A 16,437-nucleotide genomic window follows, 5' to 3' on the forward strand; every position below is an offset into this window, starting at 1 on the left:
GATGCCTGTTCATGGCATTGGTGCGCCACTGCTACGGGGGGAGGAGACCATCTCCGGGATACGGAGCGCTTCCCCCGGTTGCCGTGTGTGCGGAGGGGCGGCATCATTCATGCTGTCGGTTTCTGCTGTTGTAGGCACAACCAGTGCGGAAGGTTGCCGGGGCCGTGCGGAAGGGGTTTGCTCAAGCCCGGGTATCGCGCCGGCTGCAATCAGGGCGCGAAGAATGGCGCTGTGCCAGAGGATTTCCGCCCGATCTCTCACCAGATCAGCTGTATAGGCCGCCTGTCTTGCTCGGAGCGCATCATCCAGCGAGTTTTCCTGCAACTTCCATGAGCGTTCCATCAGATCCGCGCGGCGGTCCAGTTGCTGCGCGGCGGTCTGTGCACTTTTGAGCGCCGCAGAGGCTGAGGCCAGGCGAGCGCGGATTTGCACCAGTTCCTGCCGCACCATGCGGCGGGCCAGTGTCTCCTGCGTTTCTGCGGCTGCCACGCGGTTGCGGGCTTCGGCCAGCAGGGGCGCATTATGCACGGCACTGGGCAGAGGCATGGTGAAGTTTACGCCCACGCGGTTATCCCAAGGGCTGCCATATTGTTTTTCATGAATCGCCCCGACGCCAATCTCCGGGTTGGGCATGAAGGAACGACGGGCCAGAACCAGATCGGCACGGGCAGCGGCGGTTTCTTTCTGCGCTGTCCGTATGCGCGGGTCATTGTCTTCCACTGTGTGGGCCACAAGTTTCTGCTCAGCGCTTTGTGGTGCGGAAAAGGCCAGAAGGTCGGGCACCACCGGAGACCCCAGCAAGGCGACCAGTCCGGCGGTGGCCGTCTGGGCTTCTTCCTGCGCCATGGCAGCGTCCGTCTGGGCTGAGGCGAGGGCGGCTTCCGCCATCTGCTGGTCGGCCTGTGTCATCTCGCCCGTGTGAGCTGCGCGGGCGACATTCGCACTCAGGCGTGCGGCAGCGCTGGACAGCGCCTGCGTGGTGGCGACGCGTTTATGCGCCAGCAACACGGCGGCGGACGCATCCAGAAGGCGGACGGCAAGGGCCATATGCTCAGCACGGCTGCGTTCAGCGGCGGCCTCTGCATCAGCACGGGCCAGCTTGCGGGTGGCATTGCCTTGCCCCGGCAGCCAGAGCGGTACACTCACGCCGCCTTCATAAGTTGTATAGCCAAGGTTGGAGCCTACGGCGTGGTCATCAAAATAGGAACCGGAGAGGGACGGGCCGCCGGCAAACCAGCTTCCGGCAGCCTTGGCCCGGGATTCGGCAGAGCGGCGGTTGGTGCCTAGTTCCGAACGGAGCGGGTCCTGCGCCCATGCCATGGCAAGGGCATCGGGGAAGGAGAGGCGGTCACGAGGGGATGTGTCCGCGTTGAGTGAGGAGGAAACACTCTGAGCATAGGCCGGATATGGAGTGCTGAGTGCCATCAGCAAAACTAAGCAACAGCGGGAGGGCTTCATCAACTACCATACACCCTGGTCTGAACATGGTTTCTCCCTCAGGCATGGTACGCGCCAGGTGAGGAGGAACTCCTGCATAGAGCCTGAACCTGACAGGAAGCTGAACACGCCGTGAGAGACGCATTCCTTTCAGGCTATGCTCTTGCCTGTTTTCCCTGCTGTCTGGCAGGGTTCGCACGGCGCGTTGTGCGCTTTCGCTTCTTTGTCTGGTGAGGTCACGCGTGCCCGGTAAACCTTATCTCTATCTGGCAGTAGCCATTATTGCCGAGGTGTTTGCAACCTCCTGCCTGACCGCGTCGCATGGTTTTGAAAAACGCCTGCCCGGTATCATCAGTCTGCTGGGATATGGGGTGGCGTTCTATTTTCTGTCTCTTCCCATTAAGACGATCCCGGTCGGGGTGGTTTATGCCATCTGGTCCGGTGTAGGGATCGTGCTGGTGTCCCTTATCGGCGCGACCGTTTTCAAACAGTCACTGGACATGCCAGCTCTTGCAGGTATTGCGCTGATCATGGCAGGGGTGCTGGTGATCAACCTGCTCTCAAAGTCTGTCTGAACCCACAAGGCATAAAAAAACAGGCTGACATTGGGTGTCAGCCTGTTGCGTCGTGATGCACGATGCCTTCTGTTCTCAGAAAGACAAATCCTCATTCTCCCCGCCGTCACTGTCCTTATCGGACTGCGGAGCGGTTTTGGGCGCAGGTTTTGCTGTGCCGTGCGGGAGTGAGACCGAGCCAATCCCGTCGATCTGCTGTGTCAGAGATTGCGGCGTGTTGGTGAGTTTTACGGACCCCGCCCCATCTATGGATACTTTAACGCGCCCCGTCGGTCCGGCTTTGACAGACCCGGCTCCGTCCATGGAGAGATCAAGGTCAGAGAGCGTCATGTCGGACAGATTGACAGAGGCTGCGCCGTCAATAACCAGCTTAAGACTGTTCGTATGGCCATGGGCTTTGACGCTGGCAGCCCCATTGATGGTGAGGTCCAGATGCGGCTGCTGGTAATTCTGCAAATCCAGAGAGCCAAACCCGTTCAGTGTGAGTGTATTCAGAGCCGGGGCCGTAATGGTGACGATCAGTGAACTACTCCGCCAATGGACATGGTGACTTTTATTTTCTGCCATATCCAGCGTGTTATCCTTCAGGGTGACACGCTCTACCAGTTTTTTCGACCCACTGACGGTTATGCCGGGTTTGTCTCCCTGCTTGTAGATAATCTGTGCAGGAAGATTGAGGGTCAGGGCGTTGCTGCCCTGCCAGTCCAGCGTGCGCGTCTGGGTTGGGCCTGCGGCTCCGGTGTCCGTCCAGTCAACGGTCCATTTTGTTGCCGGGAAGAGGACCGGCCCGCGGGATGCTGCCGCACCAAAGCAAAGAGCGGAAAGGGCTGCGCCACCCAGCGCGATCATTGTAATGCCACGGATCATGATGAAATTCCTTGAAGAGCAGGCGGATCAGGAGGGATTGGCTTTGGCAATCAGGCGGTAATGGGCGCGGCCATAGCGGATGAGCAGATTAAGCGTGCCGATGGTAAACAGGGCACACACCGCCACAATCGAAGCCCCGCCACTGGCCATGCCAAGGCTGATCAGCAGGCCCTGAAGCCAGTCTCCATCAAACCCCGGCAGTATGTTAATCAGCGCGAAAGGCAGCATCAGGCTGCCTGCCAGACAGATGCAGATCCCCACAATGAAAAACGCGAGGTCCACGGAGCCTATCGTCATCAGCACAGGGAGGACGACCAGAAGATCGAGTGCTGCGAGCCCAAGGATACCCACAATCGCGCCCAGCGCGTTGCTCAGGCTCCGTTCATCTTCCCACCGCCGCACCCCGGTTTCGGCCCGGACTTCCCGCGCCAGCCGGCCCGGGTCACCTAGTGCTGCGGCAATCTCACCGTCAGAACGACCGGCAGCACGACCTTCGTCAAAATGCGCGGTATATTCGGCAAGAATATCCTCAACAACAGAGCGCGGCAGGCCTTTCAATCCTGCGCGCAACTGGTCCAGGAACATCTGTCTGCTGTTCATGCCTTTGTGTTCCTTACGGTTTTCTGCACCGTCAGAGTGGTGGGGGGAGGAGAGGGTTCGGTGGAAGCGGCGGGTGCTGTGTCATCAGACCCCAGAATGGCGTGGACGGCTTTTGTGAAGGCAGTCCATGCCGTGCGCTGGCTGTTCAGGCTCTGGCGGCCATGCTCTGTCAGCGCATAATATTTGCGGGGCGGCCCTGAGGATGATTCCACAAAATAGGTTGAGACAAGACCATCTTTCTGCATCCGCCGCATGAGCGGATAGATGGTGCCTTCCCCCATATCAATGGCCTCAGACAAGCGGCTGGCAATGTCATAACCGTATGAATCTGCCCGGGAGAGAAGGGCAAGCACACACAGCTCCAGCACGCCTTTCTTGAACTGAACAAGGTTGGGTTCCACGGTTTTTCCTGTTCCGGAGGGGTCTGCTGCCGGCGTTTGGCAGACGCAGACGACTCGCTGGTGGCTGTCGATAGCTATTCAATACAAACCAGAACCATTTATTGCAAGGTAGTGGTTTATGAAAAGTTTTCTCCAGCCTCAGGGTTCGCATGACGCCCCGAGCAAGTTTCGGATCAGTCGTCTGAAAGAAGCCCCTTCAGGTCGAGGCAATCAGGCCTTTCATTGGCTCTGTTCTCGGGCCGGGGAATACCGTTGCAATGGCCTGTGGGGACAGATGGAGATGATCGCAGAGAACACCAGCCGCAACGGCACGCAGATCTGTTGTGGGAGCGAGATCTCTGTTTTCAAAAAGCTGGCTGGGGCGTAAGCCCGGCCATGTTCCCCCTACTTTTCCTCCCGCGACGGCCCCTCCGGCCAGAAAGGTGACTGTGCCGGTGCCATGGTCCGTGCCACCTGTTCCGTTCATTCGTACGGTTCTGCCAAATTCCGTCATGGCAAGCACGACCGTATGTTTCCAGTTCTCCCCCAGACTTTGACGCAACGCATCAATTCCCCGATCCAGCTGGGCGAGCGAGCTTCCCAGACGGCCAAGCTGCGCCGCATGCGTATCCCACCCCCCGATTTCCAGGGCGGCAATCCGAGGGCCATGAAGGGTGGACAGCATCTGTCCTGCGGCCGTTGAAAGCTGGGTAAAGGCGTCGGGTTTGTGGAGCTTGTCGAGCGAGGAAGATGTTGGCATCCCCGTCATGGCCGCATCTGAAAAGCCTCGCGCTCTGAGAGCATTTTTGAAAGCGGGTCCTGTAACCGGGTCGGAAGCGTTCAGAGCAGAAATCTGATGATAAAGATCTTCGCTGGGGTGCTGGCTTCCTGCTGGCGCATAACTTCCAACCCGGGCCGTTCCACGTAACAGAAGAGGAATAGTCAGCCCCATGGCCAGCCCATATCCATCAGGCCTGTTTGTTTTACCCTGAAGGCTTGCAACAGCGCGGTTCAGCCAGCCGCTGCTCAGGCGGTTATCTGCACCGCTTTCCAGATAGTCCTGCGCTTCAAAATGGGAGCGGCTGCGATAATGCCCCGCGACTGCATGAACAGGCAGCATCTGGCCTTCACGATAAAGGCTATGAAGTGTCTGAAGCGAGGGATGCAGTCCGTAGAATCCCCCCAGATCCAGCAGCCCTCCTTCCTGTCCGGGTTCAGGAAGAACAAGAGCCCGCCGATGTGTTTTGAGATCAGCATCTCCGTACGGTGTAACAGCCGAGAGGCCGTCCAGCGCACCGCGCAGGATAATGACCACCAGACGTGGATCATCCGGGCCGCCGGATGATCCGGCAAAAGCAAGAGACGAATGCCCGAGCGTCCAGCTTGCAGCCAGACCCAGCAGGGCAGTGCGACGATGGATCATCATGGGTCAACGCCTCTGGAATTCGGGTGAAGAAAAAAGCAGGGCCAGCGCGTCCTGACGGGAGCCAGCGTGGTGCATGGCAAGTTCTGTCCGGGGGCGCAGCGCCTGGCCAAGGGCGATATGGGCAATCTCCATCGGGTCTGCATTCCGGGCATGGGCGGCCATTCTCCATGCCCAGTCCGTACGGGCCAGCATGTCCGCAGGCGCGCTCCATTCTGCCGCATTGTCACTCCAGCCATTGGGTAACGGGGCTTTCCATAACGGTTGGCCGAGAGAGGCGAAGGCTGCGTAAAGCACATGCGCGGGAGAATGCGGATCGGCTGGCTGACTGGGTTCTCCGCCGAATGACAGGGCGCGGAGAACGGCGGTGGCATAGTCCATGGGGGAGCGGAATTTGCTGCCTGTGCGGTTGGCATCGTGCAGCGTTGCAAGAGCCAGAGACGCTTCCCGCAGGTCTCCCTCGGTATTTTGGAGAACTGCGGCAATGTGGCTGATATCCTGCTGCGCAGGCGTATCAGAAATAAAGTGTCCGACCATCTGGGTGGCTATATGTCGGTACGTTGCAGGATGAGTGCCCAGAAAATGTAAAGCCTGTAAGCCGCCGTCCTCGCCTTCGGGAAATGTCTGTCCCATGACGGTTTTCTCACCCGGTTCATGCGCTTTTTCCCGAAATACAAAGCCGGGCTGTTCGGCTTTCATGTCGATACTCCAGCCCGTCAGGATCGCGGCGAAGGATGTCACGTCTGTCTGGCTATAGCCTGCGGCAGGAGAGACCGTGTGCAGCTCCAGACATTCCCGGGCGAGATTTTCGTTCAGGCCATGATGGCTTTTGCGCCCCGCCGGGCTGTTGGGGCCAATGGAAGACGCATTGTCCAGATACATCAGCATGGCGGGATGCCGCATGACGGCCAGAAGCATATCCGAAAAGCGGCCGGTAACATGTGGCCGGATTGCTTCACGCATATACGTGCCAAGAACGGCTTTTGTGCTGCCCTGACGAAGGCTGACCGTAAAATGGTTGAGCCAGAACCACGCCAGCCGTTCCCGGAAAGGCTGTTCCGTGAGAAGCAGGTTATCCAGTTGAGCGGCCACTTCGGCCTGAAAAATCGGAGTGACCAGCGGGTCGCCCTGCATTTTGGTGCGGTGCTGTTCCCGCAGGGCAATGAGACCCTCCGAACATGGCCCAACATTTCTAAAGACGGCTGTATCAGGTTGGCCTAACTGACGTGAAAGCCAGTCATGGAGCGACGCCTCTGCGAGTGTGTCCTCTCGCTGACCCCAGCCAAACCTGTTGATTGCACTGACAAGTCGCATGGCATCCTCACGATGTCCCGTGAGTGGGAACTGCTGGACTTATTGAAAGGTTGCTCGCTTTATGTGGCAAAATCTGGACAGGGATGCCCGTTCGTTCCGAGACGAGTGGAGAGAGTGAAGGGCGCGTCCCCATAAAAAATCCCGCCCGGACAAAACGTACCGGGCGGGATTAAAAAATGCGCAGTTAAGAAGCGGAAATTCAGGAAACCCGCTTCACCCAGTCATGCGCATCATCCGCGCGGCCATACTGGATGTCACACAGGGCTTTACGGAGGGCCGTGGTGACCTCGCCGGTTTTGCCCTCGTTGATCACGCAGGTGCCTTCAGCGCTTTTCAGCGTGCCGATGGGTGTCACAACCGCAGCCGTGCCACAGGCAAACACTTCTTTCAGGTGGCCGGATTTGGCATCGGCGTAAAGCTGATCAATCGCATAGGGTTCTTCACGCACCGTCAGGCCTTTGTCCCGCGCCAGCGTCAGCAGGGAATCCCGCGTAATGCCGCGCAGAATGGTGCCTTCCAGCGGGGGCGTGAGGATGGTGCCGTCATCAAACACCATCACGATGTTCATACCACCCATTTCCTCAATCCATTTGCGTTCAACCGCATCCAGGAACAGCACCTGATGGCAGCCATGGTCCTTGGCTTCCATCTGGGCTGTGAGGCTGGCTGCATAGTTGCCACCGCATTTGGCTTCACCCGTGCCACCGCGGGAGGCGCGTACCGTGCGTTCTTCCACCCACACGCTCACCGGGCCGGCATCTTTGGAGAAATATTCCCCGGCTGCGCAGGCAATCACCAGAAATTTGAACTCAGAAGCAGGCTTCACACCCAGAGCAGCTTCCGTCGCAATCATGAAGGGGCGGATATACAGCGTGCCAACGTCAGCCGCCGGGATCCAGTCCTTGTCGATTGTGACGAGCTGCGTCACGGCATCCAGAAACAGCTCTTCCGGCACCTGTGCCATGGCCATACGTTCAGCAGAATGGCGGAAGCGGCGGGCGTTGGCATCCGGGCGGAACAGCAGGGCTTCACCATTGGGGGCGCGGTAAGCCTTCATGCCTTCAAAAATTTCCTGCGCGTAGTGCAGGACAGAGGCAGCCGGGTCCAGCGTCAGCGGCCCGCGCGGCAGGATCTGCGGCGTGTGCCAGCCCTTGCCTTCCGTGTAGGTGACAACGGCCATATGTTCGGAAAAGACGCGGCCAAAACCGGGGTTGGCAAGCAGGGCGGCCCGCTCTTCCGGGGAGACCCGGTCGGCTTTTGGCGTAATCTGGAAAGCGGTCTTGGTAGGGGTGCTCATAACGTCTGGCGTCTCCGCGGCCTGCTGTGCAGTGTGTCTGTGCCTGCATTGACAGGGTTTGTTGCGATGGTGGCGGTTAAATAACATGATCATAAGTGTGTTGCCAGAGCAGGGCCATCGTCCCCATATCAGCTTCACGCTTGCGGTCTGGCTGTTTCCTGCGCGCCAGACCCGGATTTTTCCCCACTGGCTGTGACCATGAAGGGCCTTTGCATGACTTCCTTTTCCCTGCGGCAAACCTACAGCCAGTTGCCTGACTACTTTTATGCCTCTGCGGCTCTCTCGCCGGTTACGGCGCCTCAGCTGATCAAACTGAATGTTCCTCTGGCCAAATCTCTGGGGCTGGATCCGGTCTGGCTTTCCGGGCCGGAAGGTGTTGCCATGCTCTCCGGTTCTCATATGCCGCCCGGTGTGCAGCCGCTTGCGCTGGCCTATGCCGGGCATCAGTTCGGGCATTTTGTGCCGCAGCTGGGGGATGGCCGGGCGTTGCTGCTGGGCGATGTGACGGACGCCAGCGGGCACGTGCGTGAAATTCAGCTGAAAGGCTCTGGCCGCACCGCCTATTCGCGCCGGGGTGACGGGCGCGCCGCACTCGGCCCCGTGCTGCGGGAATATGTGGTGAGCGAGTCCATGGCCGCGATGGGGATCCCCACCACCCGTGCGCTGGCTGCTGTGGCGACTGGCGAGCAGGTGATGCGCGAAACCCCTCTGCCGGGTGCTGTGATAACCCGCGTGGCTGCCAGCCATATCCGGGTAGGGACGTTCCAGTTTTTTGCCGCGCGTCAGGATATCGCTGGCCTGCGGCTGCTGGCTGACTACGCCATCGCCCGCCATTATCCCTCTGCCGCACAGGCTCCGGCTCCTTATCTGTCCCTGCTGGAGCAGGTGATTGCGGCACAGGCTGATCTGGTCGCGCAGTGGATGCTCAAAGGCTTCATCCACGGCGTGATGAATACCGACAACATGGCTATCTCTGGCGAGACGATTGATTACGGCCCCTGCGCCTTCATGGAGCAGTATGACACCTCTACGGTGTTCAGCTTTATTGATGAACGCGGCCGCTACGCGTACGGCAATCAGCCCAGTATGGCCCTGTGGAACCTGACCCGTCTGGCAGAAGCGCTCCTGCCGTTACTGGCGGATGATGAAGAACAGGCCGTGCCCGTTGCGCAACAGGCCCTCGCTACGTTTGAAGGGCGGTTTCAGGAAACTTATCTGGCTGGTCTGCGGGCGAAGCTGGGGCTGACCACAGTGCAGCCAGAGGATACTGGCCTGCTGCGTAGCTTGCTGGAGACGATGCAGGTACAAGAAGCGGACTTTACACAAACCTTTCGTGCTCTCAGCTCCGAAGGCGCGATAAGCGGGGAGACTGTGCCAGAGTCCCTCGCTGGGTTTGGGGCGTGGCTGGACCGCTGGCACCAACGTCTGGCGCAGGAGGGGGAAGTTTCCGTCTCAACCCGCGTAGACGCCATGAAGCAGGTCAACCCGGCCTTTATCCCCCGCAATCATCTGGTGGAAGCTATGATCAAGGCGGCGGTGGAAGACAGTGATTTCTCGCCGTTTGAAGATTTGCTCGCCGTTTGCACCCGTCCGTATGACGACCAGCCGGGCAAAGAGGCCTATGCTCGCCCCGCACAGGCCAGTGAGCGGGTGCGTTATACGTTTTGTGGAACCTGAGGGGAACGGCCTCACGCAATCCCGTCCACGCTGACAAATTTCCTGCCGTCCGCGCCTTCTTCTACCCGGGCGTGGACGCGATAAACCTCGCGCAGCAGGTCAGGGGTCAGCACCGCAGCAGGCGGGCCGGAGGCAACCATCTGGCCGTCATGCAGCACCGTCACAAAGTCTGTCATGTTCAGGGCAATGTTCAGATCATGCAGGACCAGCACGGTCACAAGCTGATGGGCAGTACTTTCCCGACGCAAAATATCCATCACGGCAAACTGGTGGTGCAGGTCCAGCGCGCTGAGGGGTTCATCCAGGAGCAGAGCGTCTGGCTTACGGCTGAGTGCCTGCGCCAGCCCGACCAGTTGCCGCTGACCGCCGGAGAGTTCGTCCATGGCCTGCATGGCGAGCTGCGGAATGCCGAACAGGGTGAGGCTTTCCAGCGCAGACTGAATGGCGTCTTCTTCCGGCGCGTCAGAGGCCGAAAGAATGCGGGCACGGTCAGCCGTCTTACGGGCCGCTATCAGGGCTTCCAGAACCGGGAGATGCACCGCAGCAGGCAGTGCCTGTGGCAGATACAGGCAGCGCGCAGTGCGGTCTGTCAGGCTCATACCGGACAGTTCAGCACCATTTAGCGTGACACAGGCGGAGGAGGGTACCAGTCCGGCCATGGCACGCATCAGGGTGGATTTGCCGCTGCCATTCGGTCCCAGCAGAGCGCAGACCGAGCCGGGCCTAAAGGGGCCAGCGGTCACGTCCTGCAACACGATGCGCCTGCCATACTGCACCGTGACATGCGTGGCGCTTAAGCCCGTCTGAGGAGAGAGGGCCGACGTCATGATAAGCCGCGCTGCCGCAATACGATGCTGAGGAAAAACGGAATACCCACCAGTGCCGTGACAATGCCCGTAGGAATAATCACACCGGGGATCAGCATGCGGGCTGTTACAGAGGACAGTGAGAGAATCAACGCGCCCGCCAGCATGCTACCCGGCAGATAAAAGCGATGATCTTCCCCAAGAAGCCTGCGGGCAATATGTGGCGCCACGAGTCCGACAAATCCGATAATACCCACAAATGAGACCGCAAGAGCGGAGAGCAGGCTTACCCGTAACAACGCACCCCGGCGCACGCGCGGCACATTCACACCCAGACTGGCGGCGCGTTCTTCCCCCATGCGCAGGGTGGTCAGGCTCCATGCCGCCCGGAAAGAGAACGGCACGACAAGTGTGCCCATTGCTGCCAGTAAGCCAACTTTGGGCCATGTGGTGCGAGTCAGGCTGCCCATGGTCCAGAACACCAGATCCTGCAAGGCGTCCTCACTGGCCATAAACTGCATGAGGGACACCAGCGCCTGAAACGTAAAAACAAGCGCAATGCCAAACAGCACCACCGTGCTCGTGCGCGCATGACGCAAATGCCCGACCACATCGAGCAGAAAAACCGAGCCAATGGCGCAGACAAACGCATTACCCGCAATCAACCAGGTATCAGGCAGCCCCGGAAGATGTAGCCCTAATACGAGGGCAAGCGATGCCCCGAAGGCCGCAGCCGCCGAGACGCCCAGCGTAAACGGACTGGCCAGCGGATTGGCCAGAATGGTCTGCATTTCAGCACCGGAAAGCCCGAGGGCTGCCCCCACACAGACCGCCATCAGCGCGTAAGGCAGACGGATCTGCCAGACGATAATCCGCTGGCTGGCAGGCACAGTGGAAGGGTGCAGGAGCGTATGGATAAGCTGTGCGGGGGAAAGCCCGGCTGGCCCCAGAGAGAAATCCAGCAGCACAGAAAGGCAAATAGCGCCGCCCAGAATGGCCAGAATACTCAGCCGGCGGGCCAGCAACGCCTGATAGGCGGCTCTGATCTGCGCCAGAGACGGCGTGCCGGAAGGCTGAGAGGGGCCAGAAGGGCGGAGGGCTGTCATGTTCTCTGCCTAGCATCCGTTGCTGTATGATAAAACCATACGCACTGCATGAGCTGCACTGCTGCGTTCTTGACGCCACAGAGGATAAAAGGCTTTTACTCGCGCTTTCCGCCCCGCCTGAAAAAAGTAGAACAGTTTTGACGCAAACCGGCACGCCTCAGCTCGACTCAACGCCTGCCGGGACTCTTTCTGGCACGTCTCTGGTTTTTATTGCTGCCGAGGAGCATGCCGGAGATCGTGTGGATCGCTTTGTGTCCGCACAGTCCGGTTCGCTGTCCCGCTCGCGCGTCAAAGCGCTGATTGAAGAGGGGCATCTGGCAGGCAATGGGGCCCCTATTACAGAACCCGCCGAGACCGTGCGGGCGGGTATGACTTACGTTCTGACCGTTCCCCCCGCCACACCTGCTGTGCCGCAAGGCGAGCGCGTGGAATTTGACGTTCTGTATGAAGATGCGGATCTGATTGTGCTCAATAAGCCGGCAGGCCTTGTGGTGCATCCCGCCCCGGGGAACGAGACCGGCACGCTGGTGAATGGCCTGATTGCCCATTGCGGGGAAAGCCTGAAAGGCATTGGTGGGGAGCGGCGGCCCGGCATTGTGCATCGGCTGGACAAGGATACATCCGGCCTGATGGTAGCGGCCAAAACGGAACAGGCGCATCTGGCACTTTCAGCCGATTTTGCCGCCCGACGGATAGACCGGGCCTATCTGGCCTTTTGCTGGGGCTGCCCGCAGCCAGCGGAAGGGGAGTATGAAGGTGACATTGGGCGGGATAAGCGCGACCGCAAACGCATGACCATTGTTACCCATGGTGGCAAATGGGCGCTCACCCGCTACCGCACCTTGCAGGCCTTTGAGATGGGCGCGGCGTTGGTGCAATGCCGTCTGGCAACAGGCCGCACGCATCAGATCCGGGTGCATTTTGCGGCGAATGGTCACCCGCTGATGGGGGACCCGGTTTATCTGCGGCGTATTCCGGCAGCGGCCAAAGCCCTTTCCTCCACGGCGCGGGCGGCGGCACTCGATTTCCCCCGGCAGGCCCTGCACGCGGCGCGTCTGGGTTTTACTCACCCTCGTAATGGGGAGCAGATGCTGTTTGAAGCCCCGATGCCCGAGGACATGCTGGCTCTGGGTGAAGCGCTGGGGCTTAATCCAAAGAAAGCGGTGATTGTCTGAATTTACTAAACCGGGTGTATTTTTAAACATCCCACGGGGAACTTGCCGGGGCTGCATGCGTCAAAGGCACTATGCCAGTCCTTTCCGCCCGGTTCCGAGTCTGCCTCTTCGCCTGAAAGGCAGAAAGCAGTCATGCCCTAAGCAAACTGCGGGTTTGCGGGGATTTTCTTGACAGAAATGTAATTCCGGCGCACCGTCAACGTCCTTTCCGACATGTCCGCAGGGCCGTCGGACCGGGTGTTTTTTCCTTCGCGCTGCCCATTCGGGGGGCGAGGGAAGAGGACATAATTTTTATCCGCTTGTTAACCGGAAACTTGCCTAACTCTACGCAACGCTTATCAGATTTTCACGGAACCTGAGGCGCTGCAGGGAGCTTTCCAGTTAAGAGGAGTGCTCAGTCGATGGTCTCATCTGTCATCAATGTTGGTCCTGAAAATAATCTTTCAAGATATCTTCAGGATATCCGCAAATATCCCCTTCTGACTCCGGAAGAAGAACTTCGTCTTTCCCATTTGTGGAAGGACAAGGGCGATGTAAAGGCCGCGCACAAACTGGTGACATCTCACCTGCGGCTGGTTGCAAAAATCGCTATGGGTTACCGGGGCTATGGCCTGCCGGTGAATGAACTCATCAGTGAGGGCAATATCGGCATGATGCAGGCCGTGCGCCGGTTTGACCCGGACAAGGGCTTCCGTCTGGCAACCTACGCCATGTGGTGGATCCGTGCGGCTATTCAGGAATACATTCTGCATAGCTGGTCTCTGGTTAAAATGGGTACCACTGCGGCTCAGAAGAAACTGTTCTTCAACCTGCGCCGCCTGAAAGGGCAGATGCAGGCGATTGATGACGGTGACCTTCAGCCCGAACAGGTGAACAAGATTGCCACCACGCTTGGCGTGTCCGAGCAGGATGTGGTGAGCATGAACCGCCGTATGGCCGCCCCCGACCACAGCCTGAATGCCCCGATGCGGGCTGATCAGGATAATGAGTGGCAGGATCGTCTGGTGGATGATCAGGTCAATCAGGAAGAAACCTACGCGGAAAACGAAGAGCTTTCTGGCCGTAAAGCCCTGCTTGCCAACGCCATGAGTTCTCTGAACGAGCGTGAGCGGCACATCTTTACGGAACGTCGCCTGACGGATGAGCCGTCTACGCTGGAAGATCTGGCGCATCAGTATGGTATCTCGCGTGAGCGCGTGCGCCAGATTGAAGTCCGGGCTTTTGAAAAAGTTCAGGCCGCGATGAAGAAAGAAGTCGAAGCCCGTCGCGGAGCAGCAAAGGAGGGCTAAGGCCCTCCTGAGTTCCTATGACGACACGACGTACCTTCCCCGACTCTCCTGTTGGCCTGACCGGCCAGCATGTTCAGCTTGTGCCCCTGTCCCGCACTCATGTGGAGGGGCTGCGGCAAGCTGTGCAGGATGGAGAGCAATGGAAAGTCTGGTGCACCTCGGTACCAAAACCGGAGGCCATGCAGGCTGAGGTTGAGCGCCGTCTGGATTTGCAGCAGCGCGGCACCATGCTGCCTTATACGGTGGTCAGCCTGCCGGATAACCGCATCGTCGGTATGACGACCTTCATGAATATCAATAAGGCCGGCCCGCGCGTGGAAATTGGTTCCACATGGTATGCGGCTTGTGTGCAGAGAACAGCCGTCAATACGGAAGCCAAGATGCTTCTGCTCTCCTATGCGTTTGAAACGCTGGGCTGTCTGGCAGTGGAGTTCCGCACGCATTACCTCAATCAGCGCAGCCGCCGGGCCATTGAGCGGCTGGGGGCCAGGCTGGATGGTATTTTGCGCTGCCATCAGCGGCTTCCCGATGGCTCACTGCGCGATACCTGCGTGTATAGCGTGACGGCGGCAGAATGGCCCGCTGTGCGGAACCATCTGCATTGGTGTCTGACGGAAAAATATCAGCGAACCTAAAAAACTATCAGGAAGGAAGCTCTTCCGTCAGGCGCGTGCAGCATCCTGAATGAAGAAGGTCGCGTCCGTCCGTCCGTTCCATGTTTCCGAACGCAGATAGCCCGCCAGATGGACCGGTGGACGCGTGCTGTCTTCCAGCCCAATAGCCAGCGGATTATCATTAGCTCGGAACAGCAGGGCTTTCAGGCGGCCACCATCCTGCCCTTTCAAAAGTAGGCGCAAGGTGTTGCCATCCCGCCCAATCCGGTCTGAGCGGATAATTTGTGCATTGGAAACCGCAATGAGTGGCTCCGCATTGCCCGCGCCAAACGGGGCGAGCATGGCAAGATTTTCCGCGAGTTCAACCGTTGCACCCGAGACAGACAGCGCGACATCCAGCGCAACATCCACCGTATCCGGCAGGACTGCGGCATCGGCCAGCCGTTCATCCAGAAATGTATGGAAGCGCTCAATGTTTTCCGCAGGCAGAGAGAAACCTGCGGCCATGGCGTGGCCACCACCGCTGGTCAGCACACCGGCCTGACGCGCTGCAATAATCACAGTGCCCAGATCAAGCCCCGGCACAGAGCGCCCGGAGCCTTTAATGGAGCCATCTTCCTGTTCCGCACCCACTAGCGCAGGGCGGTTAAACTGTTCCTTGATGCGGCCAGCTACAATGCCGACCACGCCGGGGTGCCAGTCTTTGCCAGTCAGCAGGATCACCGGGTGGCCCGCTTCCCGCTGTTCGGCCGCCTGTGCCATGGCGCGGTCCAGAATTTCAGCTTCCACGCCCTGACGGCGACGGTTCACCGCGTCCAGACGCTCCGCCATGGTGCGGGCGTCATGCGCGTCTGTGCTACGGAGCAGGGTCAGCCCCAGTCCGGCTTCGGCAATACGGCCACCCGCATTAATGCGCGGCCCAAGCGCAAAGCCACAGGTAAAGGCATCCGGTGCTTTGGTCACACCGGCAATTTCCATAAGCGCGTTCAGGCCGGTGCGCTGGCGACGCGCCATGATTTTCAGGCCCTGCGTCACAAAGGCACGGTTTAACCCATGCAGCGGCATCACATCGCACACGGTGGCAAGGGCAACCAGATCAAGCTGGCGCATCAGGTCCGGTGCGGGCTGCGCGTCATGAAACCATCCGGCAGTGCGGAGGTCCCGGCTGGTGGCAACGGCCGCCAGAAACGCGAGAGCTGCGGCGCAGATATGGCCAAGGCCAGAGGCACAGTCTGGCCGGTTCGGGTTTACCGTCGCCAGAATAGGGGGCAGGGCATCTTCGGATTTATGGTGGTCGAGAACAATCAGGTCGGCCTTACCAGCCAGTTCCCCCAGAACAGACCCGGCAGCCGTGCCGCAGTCTACGCAAATAATCAGTGAGGCTCCCTGCGCCACAAGCCCTTCCAGAGCCGGCACGTTAGGGCCGTAGCCCTCCGTCATGCGGTCGGGAATATGCGTGTGAACGGTGCAGCCGAGTTCTTCAAAAAACGAGGCGAGGATGGCGGAGGCACAGGCACCATCCACGTCATAATCCCCGAAAATCCCGATAGTTTCACCCTGCTGGACCGCCTGCGCCATGCGGGCAGCGGCTTTATCCATATCCTGCAAGCTGGATGGGTTAGGAAGCAGGGCGCGGAGTTTCGGGTCGAGAAAATGGGCAGCCTGTTCCAGAGGAATGCCGCGCAGGGCTAAAAGCCGCCCGACAATTTCCGGAAGGCCTGCTCGCTGGGCAATGGCCGCCCCCATGCGGAGCAGGGCGGGGTCTTCCGCCCCGTCCCGCCAGATCCATCGGCGGCCTGTCAGGCTGCTTTCCACGCCAAGGGCCGCGCGGGCCTCTGGCATGGGGGGGAGTGTGTCCATTTTCTCAGGCAATAAAA

General features: G+C 59.4%; 15 protein-coding genes. 5 read left to right on the forward strand and 10 right to left on the reverse strand.

Going from position 1 to position 16,437, the window contains the following annotated elements; all coding sequences use genetic code 11:
* Positions 1-9 precede the first annotated feature (9 nt).
* Positions 10-1,425 (reverse strand): TolC family protein, encoded by a 1,416-nt coding sequence (locus KP703_RS09035; protein ID WP_252353958.1) that lies wholly within the window; start codon positions 1,423-1,425, stop codon positions 10-12.
* A gap of 254 nt (positions 1,426-1,679) precedes the next feature.
* Here KP703_RS09035 and KP703_RS09040 point away from each other — a divergent pair, with 254 nt between their 5' ends.
* Positions 1,680-2,012, forward strand: a complete 333-nt coding sequence (locus KP703_RS09040; RefSeq protein ID WP_215754580.1) for a multidrug efflux SMR transporter — start codon at positions 1,680-1,682, stop codon at positions 2,010-2,012.
* A gap of 75 nt (positions 2,013-2,087) precedes the next feature.
* Here the strand turns inward: KP703_RS09040 and KP703_RS09045 are convergent, their stop codons facing one another.
* The 6 genes from KP703_RS09045 to KP703_RS09070 all read right to left on the reverse strand — a co-directional run bounded on the left by KP703_RS09045 (position 2,088) and on the right by KP703_RS09070 (position 7,893).
* Positions 2,088-2,879 (reverse strand): GIN domain-containing protein, encoded by a 792-nt coding sequence (locus tag KP703_RS09045; RefSeq protein ID WP_215754581.1) that lies wholly within the window; start codon positions 2,877-2,879, stop codon positions 2,088-2,090.
* Between the two features lie 27 nt (positions 2,880-2,906).
* Positions 2,907-3,479, reverse strand: coding sequence for a DUF1700 domain-containing protein (locus tag KP703_RS09050; protein WP_062249363.1), 573 nt, complete (start codon positions 3,477-3,479; stop codon positions 2,907-2,909).
* Positions 3,476-3,880 carry a PadR family transcriptional regulator gene (locus KP703_RS09055; RefSeq protein ID WP_062249361.1) on the reverse strand — a complete coding sequence of 135 codons (405 nt, stop codon included), beginning with the start codon at positions 3,878-3,880 and terminating at the stop codon, positions 3,476-3,478. Before KP703_RS09055 ends, KP703_RS09050 begins: the two co-directional genes overlap by 4 nt.
* Positions 3,881-4,076: 196 nt before the next feature.
* Positions 4,077-5,285: a DUF1501 domain-containing protein gene (locus tag KP703_RS09060; protein WP_215754582.1), complete on the reverse strand. Its 1,209-nt coding sequence runs from the start codon at positions 5,283-5,285 to the stop codon at positions 4,077-4,079.
* Positions 5,286-5,288: 3 nt separating this feature from the next.
* On the reverse strand, positions 5,289-6,596 hold the full coding sequence (locus tag KP703_RS09065) for a DUF1800 family protein (RefSeq protein ID WP_215754583.1): 1,308 nt from the start codon (positions 6,594-6,596) through the stop codon (positions 5,289-5,291).
* Positions 6,597-6,795: 199 nt separating this feature from the next.
* Entirely contained in the window at positions 6,796-7,893 is a 1,098-nt protein-coding gene (locus KP703_RS09070; RefSeq protein ID WP_215754584.1) for a branched-chain amino acid aminotransferase, read from the reverse strand.
* A gap of 213 nt (positions 7,894-8,106) precedes the next feature.
* On the opposite strand from KP703_RS09070, the gene KP703_RS09075 reads away from it, so the two are divergent.
* Positions 8,107-9,570: a YdiU family protein gene (locus KP703_RS09075; protein ID WP_215754585.1), complete on the forward strand. Its 1,464-nt coding sequence runs from the start codon at positions 8,107-8,109 to the stop codon at positions 9,568-9,570.
* A gap of 11 nt (positions 9,571-9,581) precedes the next feature.
* Here KP703_RS09075 and KP703_RS09080 read toward each other — a convergent pair whose 3' ends face one another.
* Together KP703_RS09080 and KP703_RS09085 are read right to left on the reverse strand one after the other, a co-directional pair.
* A complete protein-coding gene (locus KP703_RS09080; RefSeq protein ID WP_215754586.1) occupies positions 9,582-10,397 on the reverse strand; it encodes an ABC transporter ATP-binding protein in 816 nt (271 codons plus the stop codon).
* On the reverse strand, positions 10,394-11,482 hold the full coding sequence (locus KP703_RS09085) for an iron ABC transporter permease (protein ID WP_215754587.1): 1,089 nt from the start codon (positions 11,480-11,482) through the stop codon (positions 10,394-10,396). Before KP703_RS09085 ends, KP703_RS09080 begins: the two co-directional genes overlap by 4 nt.
* Positions 11,483-11,682: 200 nt before the next feature.
* Here KP703_RS09085 and KP703_RS09090 point away from each other — a divergent pair, with 200 nt between their 5' ends.
* The 3 genes from KP703_RS09090 (at position 11,683) to KP703_RS09100 (ending at position 14,581) form a co-directional block, all read left to right on the forward strand.
* Positions 11,683-12,657 carry an RluA family pseudouridine synthase gene (locus tag KP703_RS09090; protein WP_252353971.1) on the forward strand — a complete coding sequence of 325 codons (975 nt, stop codon included), beginning with the start codon at positions 11,683-11,685 and terminating at the stop codon, positions 12,655-12,657.
* A 401-nt stretch (positions 12,658-13,058) separates the two neighbouring features.
* Positions 13,059-13,946: an RNA polymerase sigma factor RpoH gene (gene rpoH / locus KP703_RS09095; RefSeq protein ID WP_043550246.1), complete on the forward strand. Its 888-nt coding sequence runs from the start codon at positions 13,059-13,061 to the stop codon at positions 13,944-13,946.
* Between the two features lie 17 nt (positions 13,947-13,963).
* Complete coding sequence (locus KP703_RS09100; RefSeq protein ID WP_215754589.1) at positions 13,964-14,581, forward strand: GNAT family N-acetyltransferase; 618 nt, start codon at positions 13,964-13,966, stop codon at positions 14,579-14,581.
* Positions 14,582-14,608: 27 nt separating this feature from the next.
* Here KP703_RS09100 and recJ read toward each other — a convergent pair whose 3' ends face one another.
* Positions 14,609-16,402, reverse strand: a complete 1,794-nt coding sequence (gene recJ, locus KP703_RS09105) for a single-stranded-DNA-specific exonuclease RecJ (RefSeq protein WP_252353959.1) — start codon at positions 16,400-16,402, stop codon at positions 14,609-14,611.
* Between the last annotated feature and the right edge of the window lie 35 nt (positions 16,403-16,437).

This window comes from Acetobacter sp. P5B1, assembly GCF_018811985.1.
In the GTDB taxonomy this organism is placed as follows: Bacteria; Pseudomonadota; Alphaproteobacteria; order Acetobacterales; family Acetobacteraceae; genus Acetobacter; species Acetobacter cerevisiae.

What these genes read in the sequence shown, in the direction of transcription:
- KP703_RS09035 (WP_252353958.1), bottom strand. Translation starts at nt 1,425, where the DNA reads ATGGCACTCAGCACTCCATATCCGGCCTATGCTCAGAGTGTTTCCTCC.
- KP703_RS09045 (WP_215754581.1), bottom strand. Translation starts at nt 2,879, where the DNA reads ATGATCCGTGGCATTACAATGATCGCGCTGGGTGGCGCAGCCCTTTCC.
- KP703_RS09050 (WP_062249363.1), bottom strand. Translation starts at nt 3,479, where the DNA reads ATGAACAGCAGACAGATGTTCCTGGACCAGTTGCGCGCAGGATTGAAA.
- KP703_RS09060 (WP_215754582.1), bottom strand. Translation starts at nt 5,285, where the DNA reads ATGATGATCCATCGTCGCACTGCCCTGCTGGGTCTGGCTGCAAGCTGG.
- KP703_RS09065 (WP_215754583.1), bottom strand. Translation starts at nt 6,596, where the DNA reads ATGCGACTTGTCAGTGCAATCAACAGGTTTGGCTGGGGTCAGCGAGAG.
- KP703_RS09070 (WP_215754584.1), bottom strand. Translation starts at nt 7,893, where the DNA reads ATGAGCACCCCTACCAAGACCGCTTTCCAGATTACGCCAAAAGCCGAC.
- KP703_RS09075 (WP_215754585.1), top strand. Translation starts at nt 8,107, where the DNA reads ATGACTTCCTTTTCCCTGCGGCAAACCTACAGCCAGTTGCCTGACTAC.
- KP703_RS09080 (WP_215754586.1), bottom strand. Translation starts at nt 10,397, where the DNA reads ATGACGTCGGCCCTCTCTCCTCAGACGGGCTTAAGCGCCACGCATGTC.
- KP703_RS09085 (WP_215754587.1), bottom strand. Translation starts at nt 11,482, where the DNA reads ATGACAGCCCTCCGCCCTTCTGGCCCCTCTCAGCCTTCCGGCACGCCG.
- rpoH (WP_043550246.1), top strand. Translation starts at nt 13,059, where the DNA reads ATGGTCTCATCTGTCATCAATGTTGGTCCTGAAAATAATCTTTCAAGA.
- KP703_RS09100 (WP_215754589.1), top strand. Translation starts at nt 13,964, where the DNA reads ATGACGACACGACGTACCTTCCCCGACTCTCCTGTTGGCCTGACCGGC.
- recJ (WP_252353959.1), bottom strand. Translation starts at nt 16,402, where the DNA reads ATGCCAGAGGCCCGCGCGGCCCTTGGCGTGGAAAGCAGCCTGACAGGC.